The 23,200-nt window shown below is 61.9% G+C and carries 19 protein-coding genes; 11 read left to right on the top strand and 8 right to left on the bottom strand.

The features are described 5' to 3' along the window. Positions 1-20: 20 nt before the first annotated feature. On the top strand, positions 21-5,240 hold the full coding sequence (locus HDE75_RS08585) for an Hpt domain-containing protein (protein ID WP_183674998.1): 5,220 nt from the start codon (positions 21-23) through the stop codon (positions 5,238-5,240). Between the two features lies 1 nt (position 5,241). Here HDE75_RS08585 and HDE75_RS08580 read toward each other — a convergent pair whose 3' ends face one another. Next, the gene (locus tag HDE75_RS08580) at positions 5,242-6,702 is read right to left on the bottom strand and encodes a cryptochrome/photolyase family protein (RefSeq protein ID WP_183675001.1); all 1,461 of its coding nucleotides are present in this window, start codon (positions 6,700-6,702) and stop codon (positions 5,242-5,244) included. A gap of 367 nt (positions 6,703-7,069) precedes the next feature. Between HDE75_RS08580 and HDE75_RS08575 the strand changes: the two genes are divergently transcribed. From HDE75_RS08575 to HDE75_RS08550, 6 genes are all read left to right on the top strand, one after another. Next, on the top strand, positions 7,070-7,672 hold the full coding sequence (locus HDE75_RS08575; RefSeq protein ID WP_183675005.1) for a YqgE/AlgH family protein: 603 nt from the start codon (positions 7,070-7,072) through the stop codon (positions 7,670-7,672). Positions 7,673-7,683: 11 nt separating this feature from the next. Beyond that, on the top strand, positions 7,684-8,067 hold the full coding sequence (ruvX, locus tag HDE75_RS08570) for a Holliday junction resolvase RuvX (RefSeq protein WP_183676579.1): 384 nt from the start codon (positions 7,684-7,686) through the stop codon (positions 8,065-8,067). Positions 8,068-8,106: 39 nt separating this feature from the next. Beyond that, complete coding sequence (gene pyrR / locus HDE75_RS08565) at positions 8,107-8,631, top strand: bifunctional pyr operon transcriptional regulator/uracil phosphoribosyltransferase PyrR (protein WP_183675008.1); 525 nt, start codon at positions 8,107-8,109, stop codon at positions 8,629-8,631. Next, complete coding sequence (locus HDE75_RS08560) at positions 8,624-9,589, top strand: aspartate carbamoyltransferase catalytic subunit (protein WP_183675011.1); 966 nt, start codon at positions 8,624-8,626, stop codon at positions 9,587-9,589. The genes pyrR and HDE75_RS08560 overlap by 8 nt, the downstream gene beginning before the upstream one ends. 24 nt (positions 9,590-9,613) lie before the next feature. Next, positions 9,614-10,927 (top strand): dihydroorotase, encoded by a 1,314-nt coding sequence (locus HDE75_RS08555; RefSeq protein WP_183675014.1) that lies wholly within the window; start codon positions 9,614-9,616, stop codon positions 10,925-10,927. 62 nt (positions 10,928-10,989) lie between these two features. Continuing rightward, positions 10,990-11,739, top strand: coding sequence for a lysophospholipid acyltransferase family protein (locus tag HDE75_RS08550; RefSeq protein ID WP_183675017.1), 750 nt, complete (start codon positions 10,990-10,992; stop codon positions 11,737-11,739). Here the strand turns inward: HDE75_RS08550 and HDE75_RS08545 are convergent. From HDE75_RS08545 to HDE75_RS08515, 7 genes are all read right to left on the bottom strand, one after another. Beyond that, positions 11,729-12,493: an ABC transporter permease gene (locus HDE75_RS08545; protein ID WP_183675020.1), complete on the bottom strand. Its 765-nt coding sequence runs from the start codon at positions 12,491-12,493 to the stop codon at positions 11,729-11,731. The two genes, HDE75_RS08550 and HDE75_RS08545, sit on opposite strands and share 11 nt — an antisense overlap. A 2-nt stretch (positions 12,494-12,495) precedes the next feature. Continuing rightward, positions 12,496-13,740 carry an ABC transporter substrate-binding protein gene (locus HDE75_RS08540; RefSeq protein WP_183675023.1) on the bottom strand — a complete coding sequence of 415 codons (1,245 nt, stop codon included), beginning with the start codon at positions 13,738-13,740 and terminating at the stop codon, positions 12,496-12,498. A 16-nt stretch (positions 13,741-13,756) separates the two neighbouring features. Further along, the gene (locus HDE75_RS08535) at positions 13,757-14,548 is read right to left on the bottom strand and encodes an ABC transporter ATP-binding protein (protein ID WP_183675026.1); all 792 of its coding nucleotides are present in this window, start codon (positions 14,546-14,548) and stop codon (positions 13,757-13,759) included. Next, positions 14,545-15,615 carry an acyl-CoA dehydrogenase family protein gene (locus HDE75_RS08530; RefSeq protein WP_183675029.1) on the bottom strand — a complete coding sequence of 357 codons (1,071 nt, stop codon included), beginning with the start codon at positions 15,613-15,615 and terminating at the stop codon, positions 14,545-14,547. Before HDE75_RS08530 ends, HDE75_RS08535 begins: the two co-directional genes overlap by 4 nt. A gap of 1 nt (position 15,616) precedes the next feature. After that, a complete protein-coding gene (locus tag HDE75_RS08525) occupies positions 15,617-16,171 on the bottom strand; it encodes a carboxymuconolactone decarboxylase family protein (protein WP_183675032.1) in 555 nt (184 codons plus the stop codon). A gap of 237 nt (positions 16,172-16,408) precedes the next feature. Continuing rightward, complete coding sequence (locus HDE75_RS08520) at positions 16,409-17,329, bottom strand: AraC family transcriptional regulator (RefSeq protein ID WP_183675037.1); 921 nt, start codon at positions 17,327-17,329, stop codon at positions 16,409-16,411. Between the two features lie 90 nt (positions 17,330-17,419). Next, on the bottom strand, positions 17,420-18,265 hold the full coding sequence (locus HDE75_RS08515) for a symmetrical bis(5'-nucleosyl)-tetraphosphatase (protein WP_183675040.1): 846 nt from the start codon (positions 18,263-18,265) through the stop codon (positions 17,420-17,422). 345 nt (positions 18,266-18,610) lie between these two features. On the opposite strand from HDE75_RS08515, the gene HDE75_RS08510 reads away from it, so the two are divergent. The 4 genes from HDE75_RS08510 to waaC all read left to right on the top strand — a co-directional run bounded on the left by HDE75_RS08510 (position 18,611) and on the right by waaC (position 23,194). Continuing rightward, on the top strand, positions 18,611-19,804 hold the full coding sequence (locus tag HDE75_RS08510) for an aminotransferase class I/II-fold pyridoxal phosphate-dependent enzyme (protein WP_183675043.1): 1,194 nt from the start codon (positions 18,611-18,613) through the stop codon (positions 19,802-19,804). Between the two features lie 574 nt (positions 19,805-20,378). Continuing rightward, complete coding sequence (locus HDE75_RS08505; protein ID WP_183675045.1) at positions 20,379-20,687, top strand: H-NS histone family protein; 309 nt, start codon at positions 20,379-20,381, stop codon at positions 20,685-20,687. Between the two features lie 91 nt (positions 20,688-20,778). Beyond that, complete coding sequence (locus HDE75_RS08500; RefSeq protein WP_183675048.1) at positions 20,779-22,167, top strand: phosphomannomutase/phosphoglucomutase; 1,389 nt, start codon at positions 20,779-20,781, stop codon at positions 22,165-22,167. Positions 22,168-22,171: 4 nt separating this feature from the next. Beyond that, on the top strand, positions 22,172-23,194 hold the full coding sequence (waaC, locus tag HDE75_RS08495; protein WP_183675051.1) for a lipopolysaccharide heptosyltransferase I: 1,023 nt from the start codon (positions 22,172-22,174) through the stop codon (positions 23,192-23,194). The last annotated feature ends 6 nt before the right edge of the window (positions 23,195-23,200 follow it).

Raw genomic sequence — 23,200 nt, 5'->3', positions numbered from 1 at the left:
ATTGATTAACCGAGGCATGCATGAGCACAGCTGATAGTCCGCAACAATCCAGGCAGTTCGATAGCGAGCCCTTGTCATGGGTGATGGCGGAAATCCGCGAAGCGCTGGGCCGCTCCAGAACGGCTTTGTTCGAGGCGGGCGGGCGCGAACGCGAGGAACGCGCCACGGCCCTGCAGCATGCCCGTTCGCACTTGCACCAGGCGCATGGCGCGCTGGTGATGGTCGATGTGCTTGGGGCCAGCATGCTGACGGAGGGCGCGGAACAGGCGCTGGCGCGTTTTCGCGACGGCAGTCTGGAATACACGGTCGATCATGCGCTCATCGTGAGCGAGCTGTATCAAGCCATCATTGAATACCTGGAAGACTTGCTGGCTGGCGCGCCGGCGCAGGCGACGCGTTTGTTCCCGTATTACCGCGCGCTGCAAGCCATGCTGGGTGCGCAACGCATCCACCCGGCCGAGCTGTTTTTTCCACCCGCACCGCCGCCCGGTTTATCCATCGCGCTGGCCGAACCCGTGATTGCCGCCGATTACCCGGCCTGGCGCACGCGCTTTGAAAAATCCTTGTTGCCGTTTCTGAAGGCGCAAGAACCGCAGGCACAGCGCCAGCATGCGGCCGCCCTGCATGAGACCTTGATCCTGGTGGCCGATGCGCAGCACGATGGACCCGCGCGCACCTTCTGGTTCGCCATGCAAGCGTGCGCCGAACTGGCAGCCAGCGGGCAGGGTGCAGGCAGCCTGTACCTGAAGCAGCTGTTTGGCGCGATGAACCAGCAATTGCGACGCCTGGCGCAAGGCACGGGCACTTTGCCCGAGGCGCTGCTGCGCGAAGCCCTGTTCTTCATTGCCAGGGCCGATGCGCCCACTCCTGCGGCGGCGCAGTTGCGCACCGTGTTCACACTCGATGGCTTGCTGCCAGATGATGTGGAGGCGCGCCGTTATGGCCAGGTCGACCAGGAAGCCTTGTTGGGCGCGCGCGCGGCGCTGGCCCGGGCGCGGGCCAGCTGGACGCGGTTGGCGCAGGCTGATCTCGATCCCGCCCTGGTGACGGCGTTCGACGCTTCGCTGCAGCAGGCGGCGCAGCATGCCGAGACCTTGAAAGTACCTGCCCTGGCCAGCCTGCTGCGCCAATGTGCATCGGTTGCGCGTTTGGCAGTCAGCAGCGGGCGCAGCGCGGCGCTGGAGCAGGAAATCGGCACGGCGCTGCTGTTCGCCGAAACGGGCCTGGAGCAACTGCGCCGCCTGCCCGACGATTTTGCTGGCAATGCCGAAACCATCGCTGCGCGCTTGCGGGCGCTGCAGGCTGGAGAGGCGCCACCGTCCTTTGTCGCGGGTGAACTGACGCGCCAGATCGAGCAGGGACAAAGCATTGCCGCGCTAGCCGAAGCGATGAAAACTGGCTTGCGCCAGGTCGAAAAAAAGCTCAACGACTACTATGCCGATGCATCGCGTCTGCCAGCCCTGGCTGACGTGGAACCCGTGCTGCAGCAGATGCAGGAAACGCTGGCCAGCTTGTCGCAGGAGGACGCCGTGGACGCCGTGCGCCAGGTGGCACTTGCAGTGAGCCAGCTGGCGCCGGGCACAGAGGCCGAAGTCCTGGACGATATCGCGCAAAACGTCAGTGCGCTGGGATTTTTTGTCGATATGCTGGGCCGCAATGCCGCCGCCGCCAAAGGGCGTTTTCATTTTGACGCCGCTGCAAATACCTTCCGCGCACTGCCGTTCGAGAAAGTGGCGGCGGCCAGTGCCGTGCCGGTGCCATTGCTGGACCAGGAATTGCCGGCGGCCTCGCCATCATCGTCCGCTGTGCCTGCGGTTCCTGATGGTATCGATGCCGAGATGCTCGATATCTTTTTGGCCGAAGCGCGCGAAGTGCTGGCTTTTATCGACACCACCCTGGCCTTGCCGCGCGAGCAGGCTGCCAGCGGCGAGCACCTGGCCATGCTGCGCCGCTCGTTCCATACCTTGAAGGGCAGCAGCCGCATGATAGGCCTGGCGCAGTTTGCTGTAGCGGCGGGCGCCATCGAAAGAGTCTTGAATACCTGGCTGGCCGAGTCGCGCCCGGCCAGCGACGATTTGTTTACCCTCTTGAATTACGGCTGGTACCAGCTCAGCGAATGGGTGGCCGAACTGGAAGGCGGCAGTGGCCAGGGGCGCGAGGCAGGCATGCTGCTGGACGCCGCCGACCGCGTGCGCGAAGGCGGGTCATTTGAATTGCGCAAACCGCGTGCGGCCAGCGTGGAAACGCCGCCTGCCAAGTCGCCCGTGCCGCTGGTCAGCAATGGCAATGTGATCGGTTTGCCCTTGGCCACCGCACCCGCGCCGCACCAGGCGATCGAAGATAATCTCAAGCATGTGGGCGAGCTGCGCATCGGCCTGCCGCTGTATAACATTTACCTGGCCGAGACGGACGAACTGCTGCGCGTGCTGACGCGTGATTTCGGCGAATGGCGCCATGAACAGCGCGCCGTCAGCTTTGAGGCGCTGCAAGCCGTGCATACCCTGGCCGGTTCCTCGGGTACGGTCGGTTTCACTGCCTTGCGCGATCTGGCGCATGCGCTGGAAGTGGCCATCGAGACAGCGGTGCCACCCATTACGGGTTTGCTCGATGCGCAGCACGATGTGCTGGAGCGCGCCACGCAAGTCATAGCGCACATGCTGCAGGCGTTTGCGCTGGGTGATCTGGCGCCAGCGCAGCCGGACACGATAGCAGCGCTCAATGCATTGTGGCGAGAACTCACGGCACCGCCGTCCGACAGCGCCGCACAAAAGCTCGATACCCTGTTTGCGGACATGTACGCCAGCATCGTCGGCGCGCCTGCGCAGGAAGCGCCGGTGAGCGCCTCTGCAGTGGAAGTGCCGCAACTCGATGCGCTGTTTGAAGCAGCGTATGCCAGTATCGTCGGCAGCGATGACTTGTTCGACAGTGGCTTCGATCACGCGGCCATGCTGGAACACGTGGACCCCGAGACACAGGAGCAGATGCCCGTTTCCGTGTCGGCCGATGCCATTGCGCTGCTGGCCGCCAGCGCCGGTATCAGCGACGAACTCGATCCTGAACTGTTGTCCGTCTTCCTGGAAGAAGGGGCCGACCTGCTGCCGCGCATCGGTGAAGCACTGCGCAGCTGGCAGCAGCAGCCGCACGACAGTGGCCAGGCGCAGATGCTGCTGCGTACCCTGCACACGGTCAAGGGCAGCGCGCGCATGGCCGGGGCGATGCGCCTGGGCCAGCATGCGCATGAAATCGAGACGCATATCGAGAACATGCTGCATGCGGGCACCGCCACGCCGCAAGCGTTCGACGAATTGCTGGCCCATTACGACCATGCGCTGCACCTGTTCGAACAATTGCAGCAACCGCTGCTGCCGCTGCCGGGCATGGAAGAGACACCTGCTGCAGAGCCCAAGGCCGCCTTGGTACGCGTGCGCGCCGATATCCTCGACCGTCTGGTGAACCAGGCGGGCGAAGTATCGATCACGCGCTCCAAGATGGAAAATGAAATAGGTTTGCTCGGTGCCTCGATGGCGGAATTTTCCGATAACCTGGCGCGCTTGCGGCGCCAGTTGCGCGAAGTGGAAATGCAGGCTGAATCGCAGATTGCCTCGCGCATGGCGGTGGGTAGCGAACGCGATTTCGATCCGCTGGAATTCGACCGTTTTACGCGCTTGCAGGAACTCACGCGCATGATGGCTGAAAGCGTCAACGATGTGGCTTCCTTCCATGAAAATCTGCGCCATGGCGTCGATGCCGTGGGCGATGACCTGGTGCTGCAGGCGCGCTTGACGCGCGAGCTGCAGCGCGACCTGATGCAAGTTCGCATGGTGCCGTTTGCCAGTATTGCCGAACGCCTGTTCCGGGTGGCGCGGCAAAGCGCCAAGGAAGTCGACAAGCGTGTCAACCTCGATATCCGTGGCGGCAGCGTGGAGATCGACCGCAGCGTACTGGAGCGCATGGCTGCGCCATTTGAACACTTGCTGCGCAACGCCATCGTACATGGCATCGAGGCGCGCCAGGCGCGTCTGCAGGATGGCAAGACCGAAACGGGTGAATTGCTGTTGCAGGTCAGCCAGCAGGGCAATGAAGTGGCGATTGCTTTTTCCGACGATGGCGCCGGTCTGGATCTGGAACGCATCCGCGCCAAGGCGCACAGCGCCGGCCTGGTGGCGCCAGACGCACCGCTGAGCGATGCGCAGGCGGCCGACCTGATTTTTGCACCCGGCTTTTCCACCGCCGACAGCCTGACGGAACTGGCGGGGCGCGGCTTCGGCATGGACATCGTGCGTTCCGAAGTGCTGGCGCTGGGCGGGCGCGTGGAGACACTGTCCACGCCGGGCCAGGGCTTGCGCTTCACCATACATCTGCCGTTAAGCCTGGCGGTGACCCAGGTCGTGCTGCTGGTGGCGCACGGGAAAACCTATGCCTTGCCCTCCGTGCTGGTGGAGCAGGTGCTGCACCTGAAGGGAGAGCAGCTGGCGCTGGTACGGGCTAGTGGCCGCATCGACTCGCATGAACAGTCGCTGGCCCTGCACCATCTGTCGGCCATGCTGGGCGAGACGCCAATGACCGCCGAAGGGCAGCGTTATGTGCCCGTACTGTTGCTACGCAATGGCAATGACAGGCTGGCGCTGGAAGTCGATGAGGTGCTGGGCAACCGCGAAGTGGTGGTGAAAAACGTGGGCCCGCAGCTGGCGCGCATGCCGGGCATCGCCGGCGCCACGGTGCTGGGTACGGGTGATATCGTGTTGATTTTGAACCCGGTGGCGCTGGCGCAGCACCTCGAACACCACCCAGAGCTGCTGTCGCAGTATGCGCTGGCCGCAGGCGAGCACCGGGCCGTATCGGCCGTGCAGGCTGCGCCGCACGCCTGTGTGATGGTGGTCGACGATTCGCTGACGGTGCGCCGCGTGATGCAGCGTCTGTTCGAGCGCGAAGGCTACCAGGTGCTGCTGGCGAAAGATGGCGTCGATGCGCTGGAACAGTTGCATGAGTTGCCAGCTGCCGCGCTGCCGGCGCTGCTGCTGGTCGATATCGAGATGCCGCGCATGGACGGTTTTGACTTGACGCGCAATGTGCGCAGCGATGCGAAAACGCAGGCCATCCCCGTCGTCATGATCACCTCGCGCAGCGCCGACAAGCACCGCCAGCACGCGCTGGAACTCGGTGTAAACGCCTACTTCGGCAAGCCTTTCCAGGAACAGGAATTGCTGGCCGAAGTGGAGCGCCTGCTGGCAGGCGGCTGATTTACGCCGCCGCTTTCACCACCGCATAACGCTCCAGCGTCTCCTTGCGCGCCTCATCATGCTGCACGATGGGCGCCGGGTAGTCGCGTCCCAGCACGATGTTTTTTTGCTCGAGCAGCATGCGGGGCACCAGCCAGGGTGCGTGGATTTCCTTGTCGCCCAGGGCTTTCAGCTGCGGTAAATAGCGGCGGATGAAGCGCCCCGAGCCATCGAATTTTTCCGACTGCGTGATCGGGTTGAAGATGCGGAAATAGGGCTGGGCGTCGCAGCCCGATGAGGAAGCCCACTGCCAGCCGCCATTGTTCGACGCCAGGTCGAAGTCGTTCAGGTGCAGCGCAAAGTACGCTTCGCCACGGCGCCAGTCGATGCCCAGGTCCTTGATCAGGAAGCAGGCGGTGACCATGCGCAGGCGGTTGTGCATATAACCGCTCTGATTCAGCTGCGCCATGGCCGCGTCCACCAGCGGGTAGCCAGTGCGCCCTTCGCACCAGGCGGCAAACGCCTCATCGGCTTGCTCGCCCGTTTCCCATGCAATGGCGTCGTAGGCCGGTTTGAACGCGCCGCCTTCCACATGCGGATTCTGGTACAAAATCATGGAGTAGAAGTCGCGCCAGATCAGTTCGGCCAGCCACACGGGTGCGCCGTCGCCACCGCCGCCGCGGTCCATCAGGTCGACCACCGTGCGCACCAGGTAGCGCAGCGAGACAGTGCCAAAGCGCAGATGCATCGACAGATAAGACGGTCCTTTCAGGGCGGGAAAATCGCGCGCCACATCGTATTTGCCCACACGGCCCAGGAAATCGTCGAACAGTTTGCTGGCGCCCGACATGCCGGTGGGGATCGCCAGTGCGTGCAGGTTGCTGGGCTCGAAACCCAGTTCGGCCAGGGTCGGCAGCGCCTGCGCTGCTGCGCGTGGCGGCGCAAAATGGCTGGCATGCGGTTCGATATCGTAGGAAGCCAGGCAAGCGGGTTCGGCGCGCATTTTTTTCAGCCAAGCGTTTTTATACGGTGTGTACACCGTGTACGGTTTGCCCGAGAGTGTCAGCACTTCATCTTTTTCAAAGATCACCTGGTCCTTGAAACTGAACCACAGCCGCGCATCGGCCGTCAATTGGGCCGCGACTGTCTCGTCGCGGGTCATCGCCTGTGGTTCATAGTCGTGGTTGGTGAAGACGGCGTCGGCGTTCAGTTCGGCGGCCAGGCGCGGTATCGCTTGCGCCGCATCGGCATGCAGCACGATCAGGTCGCCGCCCAGTGAGCGCAGTTCGGTCGCCAGTTCGGCCACGCTGGCATGGATGAAATCGACCCTCCGGTCGCGGCGCGGCAAGCTGTTCAGGATGGCGGTATCGTACACAAACACACAATGCACGGCCTGGCCGAGGCGCAGGGCGTGGTGCAGTGCAGCATGGTCAAAGGCGCGCAAATCGCGCCGGAACCAGACCAGGGCAGTCTTGATTGTCATTATTTAGCGTGTTTCGGGTCAAAGAAAGGTTTATTTTCGCCGCAGACGGTCTTTTATGGCCGTTCGCGCCGCGCCTTTGGCGTCGCTGTGGCGGCAATTCAGTGTAAACTAGCAGCTAGTTTCGCAGCGTTCTGCGCGCGATAACGGTTTTGTTATTCATATTATTATTGTATGGATAATCTATAGCCGGTAGCCAAAAACAAACAACCATAATAATGGCTGACACTGGAAAGCGGGGAAAGTTCCGCGCGGCCAGCAGCGTCAGCCTATACAGCAGGGGTAAGTGAGACTTGCCAGCAAGCCCACAGAGAGAGTATCGCGTATGAAAAAGAGTAAAATTGACCACACTCTTCCAGGACATCGATTGATGCAGGGAGTCAGCGAACCGGCTGCGACCGGCGCATCGACCCTGAATTTGGCGAATCACTTCCTGATCGCGATGCCTGCGATGCAAGACCCGGTCTTCGGCGGCACCGTCGTCTACGTGTGCGAACACAATGAAAACGGCGTGCTGGGCGTCGTCATCAACAAACCCACCGACATGACGATGGAAGTGCTGTTCGACCGCATCGACCTGAAACTGGCCGGCGGCAGCGAAGCGCCTATCGTCAACGAACCGATCATGTTTGGCGGCCCGGTGCAGGATGACCGCGGCTTCGTACTGCACACGCCAGGCGCACGTTATTCTTCGTCGCTGACGGTGACCGATGAAGTGGCGTTTACCACCTCCATCGATGTGCTCGAAGCTGTCGCCAAGGGCGATGGTCCCGAGCGCATGCTGGTCTCCATCGGCTATTCGGGCTGGAGCCCGGGCCAGCTGGAAGACGAGATCGGCCGCAACGGCTGGCTGACGGTGGGCGCTTCGGCCGACATTTTGTTCGACTTCCCGATCGAAGACCGCTACGTGGCCGCCATCAAATTGCTGGGCATTGATCCCCTCATGCTCGCATCGGAGGCCGGACACGCATGAGCGATGGCGCCATCGACACCATCCTCGCCTTCGATTTCGGCTTGAAACGTATCGGTGTGGCCATCGGCAATAGCATGATTTGCCAGGCCAAACCGCTCAGCGTGATCACGGCCACGGCGAATGAACCGAAGTTTGCCGCCATCGCCGCGCTACTCAAGGAGTGGGGCCCCAGCCGCATCGTGGTGGGCTTGCCCAGCCACCCGGACGGTACGGAACACGAGATGAGCGCACGCTGCCGGCGTTTCGCCAACCAGGTGCATGGCCGCTTCAATTTGCCGGTGGAGCTGGTCGATGAACGCTATTCCTCGGCCGTGATCGCGGCCAGGCGCGGTGAAGTCATCGACGACAAGGCCGCCGCCGTCATCCTGCAGCAGTATTTCGACGCAAACTATTGAGCTTCCCTTCCATCGATTTTCTGACCCACCAAGAACCCTATGCCGTATCCAACGAATCCTTCCCAACTCGACGCCGAGGCCCTGTACGCGGTCTTGCTGCAGCAGGTGCAGAGCGGTCTGTCGGGCGTCAATAACGTTGCCATCGTCGGCATCCATTCGGGTGGCGCCTGGCTGGCTGAACGCCTGGCGCGCGACCTGAACCTGCTCGACCGCCTGGGCGTGCTCGATGTGTCTTTCTACCGCGACGACTTTGCCCAGAAAGGCTTGCATGCCGACGTGAAGCCGACCCAGATCGCCTTCGACGTGGCTGGCGCCACCATCCTGCTGGTCGACGATGTGCTGTACACGGGCCGCACCACGCGCGCGGCCATTAACGAGTTGTTCGACTATGGCCGTCCGGCCAAGATCATGCTGGCCGCCCTGGTTGACCGGGGCGAGCGCCAGTTGCCAGTGGCCGCCGATTTCGTGGCTGCGCATACGGCGGTGCCGCCTGGCCAGGCCCTGGTCCTGAAGCAAGCCGACGATGGAAAATTCACGCTCACCATAGACACCCACCATGCTTAACCCGCAACTGAACAAACACGGCGAATTGCAGCATCTGTTGACGATTGAAGGCTTGCCGAAGTCTATCGTCAACCACATCCTCGACACCGCTTCCTCGTTCGTCGGCATCTCCGACCGCGATGTGAAAAAGGTGCCGCTGATGCGCGGCAAAAGCGTTTTCAACCTGTTCTTTGAAAACTCCACGCGCACCCGCACCACCTTCGAGATCGCTTCGAAGCGCCTGTCGGCCGACGTCATCAACCTGAACATCCAGGCCTCGTCGGCCAGCAAGGGCGAGTCCCTGCTCGACACCATCGACAATCTGTCGGCCATGCACGCCGATATGTTCGTGGTGCGCCATGCGCAGTCGGGCGCGCCCTACCTGATCGCCAAGCACCTGATCGACACCAGGCAGCCGCATGTCCACGTGGTCAATGCCGGCGACGGCCGCCACGCGCATCCGACCCAGGGCTTGCTCGACATGTACACGATCCGCCACTACAAGAAGGATTTCACCAACCTGACGGTAGCTATCGTGGGCGACATCCTGCATAGCCGCGTGGCCCGTTCCGACATCCACGCCCTGACCACTTTGGGCGTGCCGGAAGTGCGCGCCATCGGCCCGCATACCTTGCTGCCGGGTGGCCTGGAACAACTGGGCGTGCGCACCTTCACCAATATGGAAGAAGGCTTGAAAGGCGTCGACGTGATCATCATGCTGCGCCTGCAAAACGAGCGCATGAGCGGCGCGCTGCTGCCATCGGCGCAGGAATACTTCAAGAGCTACGGCTTGACGCCCGAGCGCCTGGCGCTGGCAAAGCCGGACGCCATCGTCATGCATCCGGGCCCGATGAACCGCGGCGTGGAAATCGATTCTGCCGTGGCCGACGGTCCGCAGGCGGTGATCCTGCCGCAGGTGACCTTCGGTATCGCCGTGCGCATGGCGGTGATGAGTATTTTGGCTGGTAATCAGGGCTGATAGCCCAAGGACGAGTAAGCAAGCATGACGACACTACACATCAAGAACGGCCATCTGATCGATCCCGCCAACGGCATCGATGGTTTGCAAGACCTGTTTATCGTGGACGGCAAAGTGGCTGCCGTGGGCAGTGCCCCGGCCGGCTTCACAGCCGACACCATTTTTGACGCCGCCGGCCTGGTGGTGGCGCCCGGCCTGGTCGACCTGTCGGCCCGCCTGCGCGAACCGGGTTATGAATACAAGGCCACGCTGGAATCGGAATTGCAGGCGGCGATGCAGGGTGGCGTGACCAGCCTGGTCTGCCCGCCCGACACCGACCCTGTGCTTGACGAGCCGGGCCTGGTGGAAATGCTGAAATACCGCGCCAAGACCTTGAACCAGGCGCACGTGCACCCGCTGGGCGCGCTGACCATGGGCTTGAAGGGCAAGTCGCTGACGGAAATGGCGGAACTGACGGAAGCGGGCTGCATCGGCTTCGCGCAGGCGGAAGAACCGATCGAAGACACCACCGTGCTGCTGCGCGCGATGCAGTACGCGAACACCTTTGGCTACACTGTCTGGCTGCGTCCGCAAGACCCGCATATCGGCCGTGGCGGCATCGCCCACAGCGGCCCGCTGGCTTCGCGCCTGGGCTTGTCGGGCGTGCCCGTGATGTCGGAAACCATCGCCCTGCACACGATCTTTGAACTGATGCGCGCCAGCCGCGCCAAAGTCCATCTGTGCCGCATTTCCTCGGCGGCTGGCCTGGACCTGATCCGCGCTGCAAAAACCGAAGGCTTGCCGGTTACCTGCGACGTGGGCGTGCATCATGTGCACCTGACGGACGCCGACATCGGCTTCTTCGATCCGAACGCCCGCGTTACGCCGCCATTCCGCAGCCAGCGCGACCGCGATGCGATCCGCGCCGCCCTGCTGGACGGCACCGTGGACGCCATGTGCTCCGACCACACGCCGGTCGACGATGATGAAAAACTGCTGCCGTTCGGCGAAGCGTCGCCTGGCGCCACCGGCCTGGAATTGCTGCTGTCGCTGGCCTTGAAATGGGCCGATGACTACGCCGCTGTTTACGCCGACTCGCAGCCGCAAGCGGGCCCCCGTTCTTTAGCGCGCGCCGTGGCCAAGGTCACATCCGACGCGGCCCGCGTGGCCGGCATCCCGGCCGGCAGCCTGGGCGTTGGTGCTGAAGCCGACATCTGTGTATTCGATCCTGCGGCCCGCTGGACGGTGTCGTCTTCGTCGCTGGCCAGCCAGGGGAAGCACACGCCTTTCCTCGGCTATGAACTGAGCGGTATCGTTAAGGCGACGATCGTGGCTGGACAGGTGGCGTTTCAGCGCTGATTGTGTGTAGTGACTGCCGGGAGCAGTTCCAATGACTGGTCCCGGCATGGATTTGGTGTGATTTGAAACTTCTGCTTACCTACCGCTTCGCGCGTATCGCCTTTCACATTTTCTACGGCATGGCCAAGAGTGCCGTGCTGTTCCCCTGGCTCGATGTAGAGGGACGCAACCAGCGCATCCGCCGCTGGTCGACGCAGCTGCTTGCCATCTGCGGTGTGCAGGTGGAGCTGCCGGCCGGCAGTGTGCCGGTGCTCGACCGTGCGATGGTGGTGGCCAACCACGTGTCGTGGCTCGATATCTTTGTCATCAATGCCGTGCATCCCTGCCGTTTCGTGGCCAAGGCCGAGATCCGCGCCTGGCCGCTGCTGGGTTGGCTGGCCGGGCGGGCGGGCACCATCTTCATTTCGCGTGGTAGCAAGCGCGATCTGCGGCTGATCTTCCAGGGACTGGTGGATAAATTGCAGGCCGGCGAAAGGGTGGCGTTTTTCCCGGAAGGGACCACCGGTGCGCAGGGCGGCATCCTGCCGTTTCATGCGAACCTGTTCGAGGCAGCCATCGATGCGCAAGTGCCGGTGCAGGCAATGGCAGTGGCGTATGTGAATAGTGCAGGACAGTTGCACCATGCGGTCGACTATATCGGCGATATGAACTTTGGACAAAGCATGCTGGCGATTTTATCGAGCCCGCCGATCACGGCGCGCCTGACTTGCCTGGCGCCGATAGACACGGTCGGCGCCCACCGGCGCGACCTGGCGGCGGCAACGCAAGCCTTGGTGGCGGCTGCGTTGCCGCTGGAAGCATCTAGTTCTTGACGTGCAGCCAGCGCGCATGCGCGGCGCGGGCCAGGTAGTCGAGGATGAAACCGAGGATGCCGATCAGGACGATGGCGGCCATCAGTTCCGAATACGCGAGACGGTCGCGCGTGTCGAGGATGAAGTAGCCCAGGCCAGCGGATACACCCAGCATTTCAGCGGGCACCAGCACGATCCAGATAATGCCGATGGCCAGTCGCACACCGGTCAATATATCGGCCGTGATGCCTGGCAAAATCACCTTGAAGACGATTTCGCTGCGCGTGGCTGACAGGCTGCGCGCCAGCAGCAGCCAGTTCGGATCAAGCCGTGCCACGCCGGCGGCGGTATTGAGCAAAATCGGCCAGACAGCCGCAAACGCCAGCAGAAAATACACCGGGGCGTCGCCCACGCCCAGCACCATCACGGCAATCGGCATCCACGACAGCGGCGAAATCATGCGCAGCAGCTGGAATAGCGGCATGGTGGCACCGGAAAAACTCTTCGACATGGCCACCAGCACGCCCAGCGGCACGCCGATGACGATCGCCAGTCCCAGGCCCACGGCCACCCTTTGCAGACTAAGCCAGACGTGCAGCCAGATGTCGCTCCCGCGCAGCAGTTCTTCGAAGGCCACCGCCGTATGCAGCGGTGAAAAAGCGGCTGCAATTGGCGTGCTTTTTTCCAGCGCCGTCACCCCCAGTGACCACAGCAACAAGGCACAGGCCAGCCCCAGCAGGGGCAGGCCCAGCTTCGTCAATATCTTGCTTGCCATTCTCAGACCGCCACGATCTCGCTGCGCAGCAAATTGGCTGGCAAGCCGAAGGCGGCCGGGCCGCCGACTGCCGTGATGGCCTTGCGCACGAAGCGGTCATCGACCAGGTCGCGCGCGGCGAACTTGGGATCGAGGTTGGCCAGGAAGCGTGTGTCGCCCTCCACCTTGGTGCGGCCGATGGCGCGCACCAGTTCTTCCGTGTACGAGGCAAACGGGTAAGGCTGGAAGTCGATGCGGCGCTGCTGCCAGTTCTTGTGCACGATCAGGCCCTGTTTTTCATAGCTGGCGTAATCGGTGGTGGCCAGTACCTTGGTCAGCACTTGCAGCGGATGCGGCGTATAGCGGTGTTCGTCCGTGTTCGACAGCAGCTTGGCCGTTTCGACCTGGTTCGAACGTGTCCACAGCTGCGCCTTGACGATGGCGTTGGTGACTTTTTGCGCCCATTCGGGGCGGGTGCTGATGTCGCGCTCGGACAGGAACGTAACGCAGCAGGCATGGTTTTTCCACACGTCGCCCGAGAAGCGCAGGATCTTGCCGATGCCGGCGTTTTCAGCCGCGGCGTTGAACGGTTCGGCCACGATGTAGCCGGCGATAGATTTGCCGGCCAATGCCGACACCATTTCTGCCGGCGCCATGACGATCAGATTGACTTCATTCGATTTGATGGCGGCGTTGCGCGCGCGCGTGACGGGCGTCAAGCCATTGGCGGCTAGGATTTGCTGCAGCAGGATGTTATGGATCGAATACCAGAACGGGATGGCGACGGTGCGTCCGCCCAGGTCGGACACCTTGTTGATCTCGTTGGCCACCGTCAGCGCGGAGCCATTGACGTGATTCCAGGCGACCACCTTGGCAGGGAATTTGGCACCGTAGCGCACCCATAAGGTGGCCGGCGACAGCAAGTGAATCACGTTGACCTGGCCGGCCACGAACGCTTCGATGATTTGCGCCCAGCTGCGGAACAGGCGCGGCGCTTCCGCCTGCAAGCCTTCCGCCTCGAACAGCTTGCGCCCGTGCGCGACGAGCAATGGCGTGGCGTCGGTGATGGGCAGGTAGCCGATCTTGACGGGCTGGTCGTCGCCCTTGGGGCCTTGCTGCGCCATGGCGTCGCCTGCGAACAGCAGCGGCGAAGCGACGCTGGCCGTGGCCAGGGCCGACATGCGCAGGAAGTCGCGCCGCGTCAGGCCGCAATCGCAGTCGGACGAAGCGCAGATGTGCAGCGGTGTATTCTCGTTCTGGAACGTCATGCGTGGCTCCCGGTGATCAGTTATTGGTAGTGGGTTTTTGTAGCGTGTGCAGGGCGTCGAGGATATCGAGTTTGAGCGCGATCACGTCGCTATTGTGGCCTATCCTCGGCTGGGCGATATCGACAGTCCATTCGCGCACGATATTACCCGGCTTGCCGCCCATCAGCACGATGCGGTCGGCCACCAGGATCGCTTCGTCGATATCGTGTGTGACCAGCAGCACGGCCGTGTGCCAGCGATGCACCACTTCGACCAGCAGCGCCTGCATTTCGGCGCGCGTGATGGCGTCGAGCGCGGAAAACGGTTCGTCGGCAAACAGCAGTTCCGGTTCACGCGCCAGGGCGCGGGCCAGCGCCACGCGCTGCGCCATGCCGCCCGACAGGGCTGACGGATACAGTTTTTCGCGTCCCTTGAGTCCCACCGCTTCGATGGCTTGCGCCACGCGTGCGGCGTGGGCTTCGCGCGTCAATTTGGGCTGGTGCTTGAAATCGAGGCCGAAGCCGGCGTTGCCCGTGACATTCAGCCAGGGCAGCAGGCTCGCTTGCTGGAAGACCAGGGCGCTGCGTGGGTCGGGTTCCAGCATGGCTTTACCGAGGAACTCGATATTGCCTGCCGATGGCGGCTGCAAGCCGGCCAGCACGCGCAGCAAACTCGATTTGCCGCAGCCGCTGCCACCGAGCAGGCAAACGATTTCGCGCTTGCGCACACTGATCGACACGTCCTGAAAAACCGGCTCGCTGCCAGGGTAAGCGTAGCGCAGGCCCTGCGCCTGCAGGGCCCAGTCTTGAGGTTCAGCGCTTACCGTCATGCCTTGGCCGCCTGCTGGCTGTCGAACTGCTGCAGCGCCGCCTGTAATTGCGTCAGGCTGGGCGTCACGATGGGGATGAACGACGATTCGCGCCAACGGCGGGCAAAGCCCTGCTGTTCGGCGTTCAGGTAGGCGCGTCCGCCCATGGCCTGCAATTCCAGCATCAGTGCTTGCTGCAGCAATTCCGCCAGCTGTATGCGCAGGCGGAACATGGCGGGCGCCTGGGTCTGGAAGCGTCCATCGTGCACGCCGGCCAGCAGGGTAGCGACGGTCGTCTCCAGCGTTTCTTGCAGACTGCTGATGCGTGGCGTGAGCTGGTTGCGGGAACCCGCCGAAATGTGTGCCGCTTGCGCCAGGCTGGCACGCGCCAGGCCGATCGACAGGCCGCATTGCATGCCCAGAAAAGCCGGGCGCACTTGCGGCAGCCAGGCCGTGGCATTGTCACTGATGATGTCGGCAGCAGGGACGTGCACTTGCGCCAGCTTGACGGAGGCCGTGTTACTGCCACGCAGGGCGATCAGGTCCAGGTCATCACTGCGCTGTACGCCAGCCCAGCGGCTGTCGAAAGCGACGATGGCGGGCGGCGCGCCGTCATTTGGCGCTACCGCGGCGGCGGCGACAAAGCCCGCCTTGCGCAGATTCGTGACCCAGGCCAGGCCGCCATCGAGCAGCAAGCCGCCATCCTGGCGCGTCGCCGTGATTTGCAGTTGTTCGATGCCGGACAAGAATTTCATGGCGTTCGACAAGCCGCTGGCGCCTGCCTGTTTGCCCGCCAGGAGATCTGGCAAGCGCCGTTCGGCCAGCGCGCGGTTCGGGCTTTGCAGCATGAATTCGATGAAGCAGCGCTGGCCCCAGAAGACAAAGGCGGCCGTGACCGATTGTTCGGCCACTGTGGCAATCGCGTGGATGGCGTCGCGCACGTCGCCGCCTGCGCCACCGTGTTCCTGCGGTACGCCGGTGCGCAGCAGGTCGTCGCCCGCCAGGGCAGGCAAGACGTTTTCAGCCAGTGCCTGTGATTGGTCCAGCTGGTCGGCATGCGTGTGCAGCCATTCCTTGAGCTGTGCCATATCAGACGGCGCCGGGCAGATAAGGGGTCAATTGCGGATTGACGGGCGTGCCGGCCAGGCTGTTACTGAAATTGCACAGGGTGGCCAGGCTGATGCCGAGCACCACTTCCAGCGCCTGCTGCTGATTGTAGCCAGCGTCCAGGAAGGTTTGGTAATCAGCGTCGGTGACGGCGCCGCGCGTGGCGATGACGGCGGCGGCAAATGCGGCGACGGCGTCCAGTTTGGTGTCGCCGGTCAGTTGGCCATGCTGCAGGGCGCGCACCACTTCCGGCGTTTGTCCCGCTTTTTTCAGGGAGATGGCGCTATGGCCGGCGATGCAAAAATCGCAGCCATGGATGCGGGCTGCCGTGATCTGCACCACTTCGCGTTCCATCAGCGACAGGCTGGTACGGGCGTTGATGCCGGAAACAGTCAGATAGGTTTCCAGCGCCACCGGGGCGTTGGCCAGCACGCCGATCAGGTTGGGCAGGTAGCCATTATTGGCGATGGCCTTTTCCACGAAGGGGCGGCTGTCAAGGGGAGCGGTATCGAGGGTCTGCAGCGTCAAACGGGACATGGTAACACCTTGCTAGCTTGGTAAGTGATGTCCCATTATATCGGCGTCAGTTTGCCTGTAACAGCCGCGCACGTCGCCATTTTGTGCTCATTCGTCTCAACGCCTGCCCAAACCGGCTGCGCGGCGTGCTTTGCGGCCTGCGATGCTCACCGTACTAAAGTACGGTTGCGCTTCTCGGCCGCAAATCATCGCCGCTCGCTACGGTTTTGACAGGCGTTGCTTTACTGTTAATTACTATTAATTTGGTAGCTGGCGCAGGCGCTGGTCGCGGCGGTAGGCGCCTGGCTGTTCGCCGGTGACTCTTTTGAAGGCGCGGGTGAAGGCGGCGTGGGAGCGGTAGCCGACCAGTTCTGCGGCGCGTTCGACGGAGGCGCCGTCGTGCAGGCGGCGGGCGGCCAGTTTCATGCGCAGCAGGAGCAGGAACTGGGCCGGCGTATGGCCGCTGGCGCTGGAAAAATGCTTGCAAAAACTGGCGCGCGACATGCACGCGGCCTTGGCCATGTTTTCGATCGACCAGTCGTCGGCAGGTGCGTCGAGCATGCGTTCGAGCAGGGGCGCAAATTCCGTGCGGTGCAGCAGCGATAGCAGGCCGGCGGCCATCTGTTCACCCTGCGCCACGTGGCGGATCAGGTAAAAGAACAGCAGTTCGACCAGGCGCGCGATCAGCGGCGACGGCTGTTCCGGGTCGCCGCCCGCTTCCGCCAGGATCAGGTCGAACAATGCGGCGGCGGCGCTGAAGGCAGGCGCGTCGCCGCGTATCAGCAAATATGGTGGAAACGAATCGACGATCAGGGCAGACAAGGGGCCGCGAAACTGGAAGAAGCCGCAGGCCAGCGCCGTGGCAGGCGTGTCCGTGACTGCCTGCAGCGGCAGCATCGCTTGCGCGCTGACGGCGGTTTGCCGATCGCTGTGCGGACTGAGGAAGTGCGGCAGGTCGCGCAGCAGGAAGACGCCATCGCGCGGGCCGAGCGCTATCGGCGCTTCGCCATCGAGATGCAGATAGCAATGGCCATCGAGCACCAGATGAAAACTGCCCAGTGCGCGGCCCGCCGTGGAAGCACGCCAGCGGCCACAATACTGGCCCACATGCAGCACGGCGGTATCGAGCTGCATGGCGCCCAGCAGCCAGCGCGCCAGCTTGTCGGTATCGGGATTCATGGCATCGTCAAGGTAAAAGCACCATCATACGATGGCTACTTGCCGGGGCATACGATACATTCCGCTTAAGCTTATGCTGGCAGTGTGTTGCTACTTTTGCTTTTTTCCGCCAGCCTGCTGGAATTGCGGGCAGCTGACCTGCAGCAGCGAGCGGTCTTCCAGGCAAACGGCAGACAACTTGCCGCCCCAGACGCAGCCGCTGTCGAGGGCAATCAGATTCGGTTCCAGCCGCAGTCCCAGTGCCGACCAGTGGCCGAAGACCACGGTAGCGTCTGCGCTGCGCCGTCCCGGCACGTCGAACCAGGGCATCAGGCCCGAACCGGCTGGCGCCGTGCCACTCTCTTTCATCTTGAAATCCATGACGCCGTCTGCCGTGCAAAAGCGCAAACGGGTCATGGCGTTGACGATGCAGCGCAGCCGGTCGTCGCCGCGCAGGCTGTCGTCCCAGGCGGCCGGTTCGTTGCCATACATCGTGCGCAGGAAGTCGACCCAATCCGGGCCGGCCAGCATGCCCGAGACTTCATCGCTCAACTCTTGCGCCTGTTGCGGACTCCATTGCGGCAGCAAGCCTGCATGCACCAGCAGATGGCCGTCCTGTTGCAGCACCAGCGGCCGGCTGCGCAGCCAGCCGATCAGCTCGTCGCGGTCGGGTGCTGCGAGGATCTCGTCCAGCGTATCGGAAGCGTGCGCGGCACGGATGCCGTTGACGACCGCCAGCAGGTGCAAGTCGTGGTTGCCTAGCACACTGTCGGCCAGGCCTTGCTGCGCCAGCGCATAAACATGGCGCAGGGTGGCCAGCGATGCGGGGCCGCGATTGATCAGGTCCCCGGCAAACAGCAGCCTATATGGGCCATTGGCCGCTACGCGTATGTGTTCGAGCAGCGTGAGTGTTTGTGCATGGCAGCCTTGCAGGTCGCCGATAAAGTAGGTTTTCATGCGTGATTCGATGATTCCATGGTTGGGCGGCGATCAGGCTGGCCGATGATAGCGCTACCGGACACCTTGTTTACCCCGGATTATACTGATGAATAAGTGGATGAATAGGTAGCTGAATATGCGCATAATAAGAAGATGAATAATATAGTTATTGATTATGCATTCTTGCATAATGCTATGCCAGCCTGCTCCTGGCGTTTCCCGTCGTCAAAAGGAGACAGCCAGGGGGTGATATGGATTAAGTGGATAATGCTGGTAAAATGCACGATTTGCTGTCGGGTTTCTTGATTTCGCTCATCAGCGGCGTGTCCTGGCGCAAACTGCTCCGTTGAAGATGAGAATATTATGAATGAATTAAGCGATATTGCTTCCTGGCTGACGACCAATTCGGTCCATCACGAGTCGGGCGTACATGCCAGCCTGCCCGATCCTACCTTTATCTCTGAAGGCAAGACCTTTGTATCTTTCAGTAGTAATAACTATCTGGCGCTGGCCAACCATCCGCGCCTGGTCAGTGCCGCCAAGGATGGTCTGGATCGCTACGGTGTAGGCAATTGCGAGTCGCGCCTGCTCGGCGGTGACCTGGATGTGTACCGTGAACTTGAACGCCGCCTGGGAGCGCTCAAGCATAAATCAGATGCGGTGCTGTTCGTGACCGGTTATATGACCAATATCGGCGTGCTGTCGTCGCTCGTGAAGGCTGGCACGATGGCGCGGCTGTACGGTTACCGCGCCGTGAAGCGCCGCAAATATGTGTATTATTCGGACGAATTTAACCATGTGAGCATCCGCGAAGGCATCCATATGTCGGGCGTGCCCAGCCATAAGTACCGCCATTGCGACATGGGCCACCTGGAATCGCTGCTGAAAGCCGCCGAAGGTACCACGCCGATTATCGTCAGCGATGGCGTGTTCAGTATGGAAGGCACGATTGCGCCTATTCCCGACCTGGTCGCCATCGCCGAGAAATACGGCGCCATCCTGTACATCGACGATGCACATGCAACCGGCGTGCTTGGTGAACACGGTGGCGGTACGTCCGAGCACTTCAATTGCTACAGCCCCAACATTATCCAGATGGGCACCTTGAGCAAGGCATTCGGTGCGATCGGTGGTTTTGTGGCTGTCGAACGCGACATCGCAGACGTGATTCGCCTGACCAGCTCGGCTTACGGTTTTACCTGCCCGCCACCGCCGGACCAGGCCGCCGCACTGATCGCTGCGCTGGACTTGCTGGTCGAAGAACCGCAGCGGCGCCAGCGGCTGTGGGATAACCAGCGCTATTTTGTCGAGCGCATGCGTCCACTGGGTTTTGAACTGCTGTCGACCGAGACGCCGATTGTGCCCGTGTTGATCGGCGACGCCGAGCGCTGTCTGAACTTCGCCAAGGCCCTGAAAGCCGAAGGCATCCACGTCGACTCCGTGCAATTCCCGGCCGCGCCGATTGGCAAGGCGCGCCTGCGTTTCATGATGAACGCCGGCCATACCCACGAGCAGATCGACCATGTGGTCGAAGTCATGGGACGTATCGGCGCGTAGCAAATACGTCAGGTGCGGCTGCAGCAAGGCTGCCGCACCTGGCTGGCGCATCGCCTGGCTTATGCCAGCATTGACGTAGTGCAACGCTATGTCCTACTACCCTGTTGCCATGCCTCTGCATTCTGATCTCATCATCAGCATGCACGAATATGGTTCTCCCCCGCATATAGTCTGATCTCCAGCCACATCCCACTGTGTACGGCGCAGCAGCGCGGCAGCGCAAGGCGATACTTATGGTAATAATGCCTGCGATAATTCCGTAGTATATTCTTTGACATCCGCATACCGTATCGTGTTTTCAGCGCGATGGCCGGTATTCTCTTTTGATTATTTCCCTTGATGAACTTTATACGTTCAAGTTAATTATTACAATTTGGTAATAATTAATCGAATTGCATTGCATTTTTAACTGAATTGTTTTGCTATAATTTGAATTGATTTAAATTGTATGTTCAACGATGGTGTGAAAAAGACAGATAAAGCCGGTCTGCCTGAATAGCCGCTATATATTTAACTATTCCAGCATCGCATTTTCGTGCCGAATCTATCGGTCTTTTAAAAAGGAATGATCAGAATGAATTTGTCAGAAATGTCGGGATCGGATTTGCGCACCTTGCAAGATAAGGTGGGCCTGGAACTTATCAAGCGCGAGCAACAGCATGTGGCGGCGGCGCGCGATGAAATCCTGGCGATTGCGAAAAATGCCGGTATTGCTTTGCAGGATATCATCCAGGCCAAGCCATCGGCAGAGAAAAAAACGGTGGCAACGAAGTTTCGCCATCCTGAGCAAGCTGAGCTGCAATGGACCGGCCGTGGCCGCCAACCGCTGTGGGTCAGGGACTGGTTGGTATCGGGCAAGGATATCGATCTGCTGCGCGTATAATTCAGTATACTTTCCGGCGCAGCGCCCACTTTCAGGTGAGTGCCTGCTGGTGCGACCGTTCCCTATTTTTTATCCATCAATACCGATAACCATGACCCAACTCCCACTGTCAAAAACGATCTTCAAGGCATACGATATTCGCGGCATCATTGCTAAAACTCTCGATGCCAGTGTGGCACGCAAGATTGGGCAGGCTTTTGGCCGGGCCGCACTGGCCAAGGGCGAGCAAAGAGTGGTGATCGGCCGCGATGGCCGTTTGTCGGGACCGGAACTGGCGGCGGCACTGGCGCAAGGCTTGCAGTCGGCCGGTGTCGATGTTATCGACCTTGGCGTGGTCGCCACGCCGATGGTGTACTTCGGCACGAACGTACTCGATACGCGCTCCGGCATCATGGTCACTGGCAGCCACAATCCGCCTGACTACAACGGTTTCAAGATGGTGCTGGCCGGCGAGGCGATCCATGGCGTAGCGATTACTGGCCTGTATGACGACATCATCGCCCACGACGGCGCCGACAGCGCCAAGCCAGGCAGCTATGTCACGCACGATATCCGCGCGGCTTACCTCGAACGCATCCTCGGCGACGTCAAACTGGCGCGACCGATCAAGATCGCCGTCGATTGCGGCAATGGCGTAGCCGGCGCGTTCGCGGGCGACCTGTTCCGCGGCATGGGCTGCGAGGTGATCGAACTGTTTTGCGAAGTCGATGGCAATTTCCCCAATCACCATCCCGACCCGGCGCATCCGGAAAACCTGCAAGACCTGATACGCTGCCTGGCCGAGACGGATGCCGAGATCGGCATCGCGTTTGACGGCGACGGCGACCGCCTGGGCGTGGTCACGAAGGATGGCCAGATCATCTATCCTGACCGCCAGATGATGCTGTTTGCGGCCGACGTGCTGATCCGCCATCCAGGCGCGCAAATCCTGTATGACGTGAAATGCACGCGCCACCTGGCGCCGTATATCAGCAAGCACGGCGGCGTGCCGCTGATGTACAAGACTGGCCACTCGCTGGTGAAAGCCAAGCTGCGCGAAACGGGCGCCCCGCTGGGCGGCGAAATGAGCGGCCATATCTTCTTCAAGGACCGCTGGTACGGTTTTGACGATGGCCTGTATTCGGGCGCGCGCCTGCTGGAAATCCTCACGCGTGAAACCGATCCTTCTGCCTTGCTGAACTCTTTGCCGCAGTCCGACAGTACGCCGGAACTGCATCTGGAACTGAAGGAAGGCGAGAACGTCGCACTGATGGATGTGCTGCGCCGCGACGCCGTTTTCCCTGGCAACGAGCAGATCATCACCATCGACGGCTTGCGCGTGGAATACGCGGACGGCTTCGGCCTGGCCCGTTCATCGAACACCACGCCGGTGATCGTGATGCGCTTCGAGGCGGAAACGCCGGCCGCCCTGGCACGTATCCAGGGCCAGTTCAAGAGCGTGATCCTGGCTGCCAAGCCTGACGCCGTCCTGCCGTTCTGACGTCATGGCTGGTACTGCCGGCGCGCCAGCGCCTTTGAAAATTCTGCTGGTGCGCGTTTCCTCGCTGGGCGACGTGCTGCATAACCTGCCGATGGTGGCGGACATCGCCCGCCATTTTCCCGACGCCACCATCGACTGGGTAGTCGAGGAAGGCTACACCAGCCTGGTGCGCCTGAACCCGCGCGTCGGCGCCATCTTTCCATTTGCGTTGCGGCGCTGGCGCAAAAGCCTGGGCAAGAAAGAAACGCGGGCCGAAATCGCCGCTTTCTTCCGCAAGCTGCGCCAGACCCGCTACGACTATGTGTTCGATACCCAGGGCTTGCTGAAGACGGGCATCATCATGGGCGCTGCACGCCTGGCGCCTGGCGGCCATAAAGTCGGCCTGGCCAATGGCAGCGAAGGCTCGGGTTACGAAGGCATTTCGCGTCTGTTCCATAGCAAGAGCATTCCTTTGAATCCGCGTACGCACGCAGTGGCGCGTGGCCGTCTGGTGGCCGCTGCGGCGCTGGGCTACACGGTCGATGCGCCGGCCGATTTCGGCTTGCCGGAACTGCCGCCTGGCGCACCGCGCCCGGACTGGATGGGAGATGAACCCTACGCCGTGTACTTCCACGGTACCGCCCGCGACGCAAAGAAGTGGGCGCCCGCTAACTGGATCGCGCTGGGGCAGGCGCTGGCGCCCATGCCCATCTTGCTGCCCTGGGGCTCGCCGAAAGAAAAGGCGGAAGCCGAGCTGTTGGCGGCCAGTTTGCCGAATGCGCGCGTGCTGCCGAAACTGTCCATGAGCGACGCTACTTTGCTGGCGCGCCAGGCCAGCCTGGTGATCGGCGTCGATACGGGCTTGACGCATATCGCCGCCGCCTTCCTGCGCCCGACCGTGGAAATCTACGCCGATTCTCCGCTGTGGAAAACCGAAGGCAACTGGTCGCCGAGGATCATCAACCTGGGCGACAAGGGCTCGCCGCCCGACGTGGCGCAAGTGCTGGCCGCCGCAAGGCAGCTGCTGGCAGAGTATCATCCTGCCTGATCTTCC

The sequence above is a fragment of the Janthinobacterium silvisoli genome (assembly GCF_014200725.1).
In the GTDB taxonomy this organism is placed as follows: Bacteria; Pseudomonadota; Gammaproteobacteria; order Burkholderiales; family Burkholderiaceae_D; genus Janthinobacterium.
This window is presented reverse-complemented; position numbering and strand designations above follow the sequence as displayed.

What these genes read in the sequence shown, in the direction of transcription:
- HDE75_RS08585 (WP_183674998.1), top strand. Translation starts at nt 21, where the DNA reads ATGAGCACAGCTGATAGTCCGCAACAATCCAGGCAGTTCGATAGCGAG.
- HDE75_RS08580 (WP_183675001.1), bottom strand. Translation starts at nt 6,702, where the DNA reads ATGACAATCAAGACTGCCCTGGTCTGGTTCCGGCGCGATTTGCGCGCC.
- HDE75_RS08575 (WP_183675005.1), top strand. Translation starts at nt 7,070, where the DNA reads ATGCAGGGAGTCAGCGAACCGGCTGCGACCGGCGCATCGACCCTGAAT.
- pyrR (WP_183675008.1), top strand. Translation starts at nt 8,107, where the DNA reads ATGCCGTATCCAACGAATCCTTCCCAACTCGACGCCGAGGCCCTGTAC.
- HDE75_RS08560 (WP_183675011.1), top strand. Translation starts at nt 8,624, where the DNA reads ATGCTTAACCCGCAACTGAACAAACACGGCGAATTGCAGCATCTGTTG.
- HDE75_RS08555 (WP_183675014.1), top strand. Translation starts at nt 9,614, where the DNA reads ATGACGACACTACACATCAAGAACGGCCATCTGATCGATCCCGCCAAC.
- HDE75_RS08545 (WP_183675020.1), bottom strand. Translation starts at nt 12,493, where the DNA reads ATGGCAAGCAAGATATTGACGAAGCTGGGCCTGCCCCTGCTGGGGCTG.
- HDE75_RS08540 (WP_183675023.1), bottom strand. Translation starts at nt 13,740, where the DNA reads ATGACGTTCCAGAACGAGAATACACCGCTGCACATCTGCGCTTCGTCC.
- HDE75_RS08535 (WP_183675026.1), bottom strand. Translation starts at nt 14,548, where the DNA reads ATGACGGTAAGCGCTGAACCTCAAGACTGGGCCCTGCAGGCGCAGGGC.
- HDE75_RS08530 (WP_183675029.1), bottom strand. Translation starts at nt 15,615, where the DNA reads ATGGCACAGCTCAAGGAATGGCTGCACACGCATGCCGACCAGCTGGAC.
- HDE75_RS08525 (WP_183675032.1), bottom strand. Translation starts at nt 16,171, where the DNA reads ATGTCCCGTTTGACGCTGCAGACCCTCGATACCGCTCCCCTTGACAGC.
- HDE75_RS08520 (WP_183675037.1), bottom strand. Translation starts at nt 17,329, where the DNA reads ATGAATCCCGATACCGACAAGCTGGCGCGCTGGCTGCTGGGCGCCATG.
- HDE75_RS08515 (WP_183675040.1), bottom strand. Translation starts at nt 18,265, where the DNA reads ATGAAAACCTACTTTATCGGCGACCTGCAAGGCTGCCATGCACAAACA.
- HDE75_RS08510 (WP_183675043.1), top strand. Translation starts at nt 18,611, where the DNA reads ATGAATGAATTAAGCGATATTGCTTCCTGGCTGACGACCAATTCGGTC.
- HDE75_RS08505 (WP_183675045.1), top strand. Translation starts at nt 20,379, where the DNA reads ATGAATTTGTCAGAAATGTCGGGATCGGATTTGCGCACCTTGCAAGAT.
- HDE75_RS08500 (WP_183675048.1), top strand. Translation starts at nt 20,779, where the DNA reads ATGACCCAACTCCCACTGTCAAAAACGATCTTCAAGGCATACGATATT.
- waaC (WP_183675051.1), top strand. Translation starts at nt 22,172, where the DNA reads ATGGCTGGTACTGCCGGCGCGCCAGCGCCTTTGAAAATTCTGCTGGTG.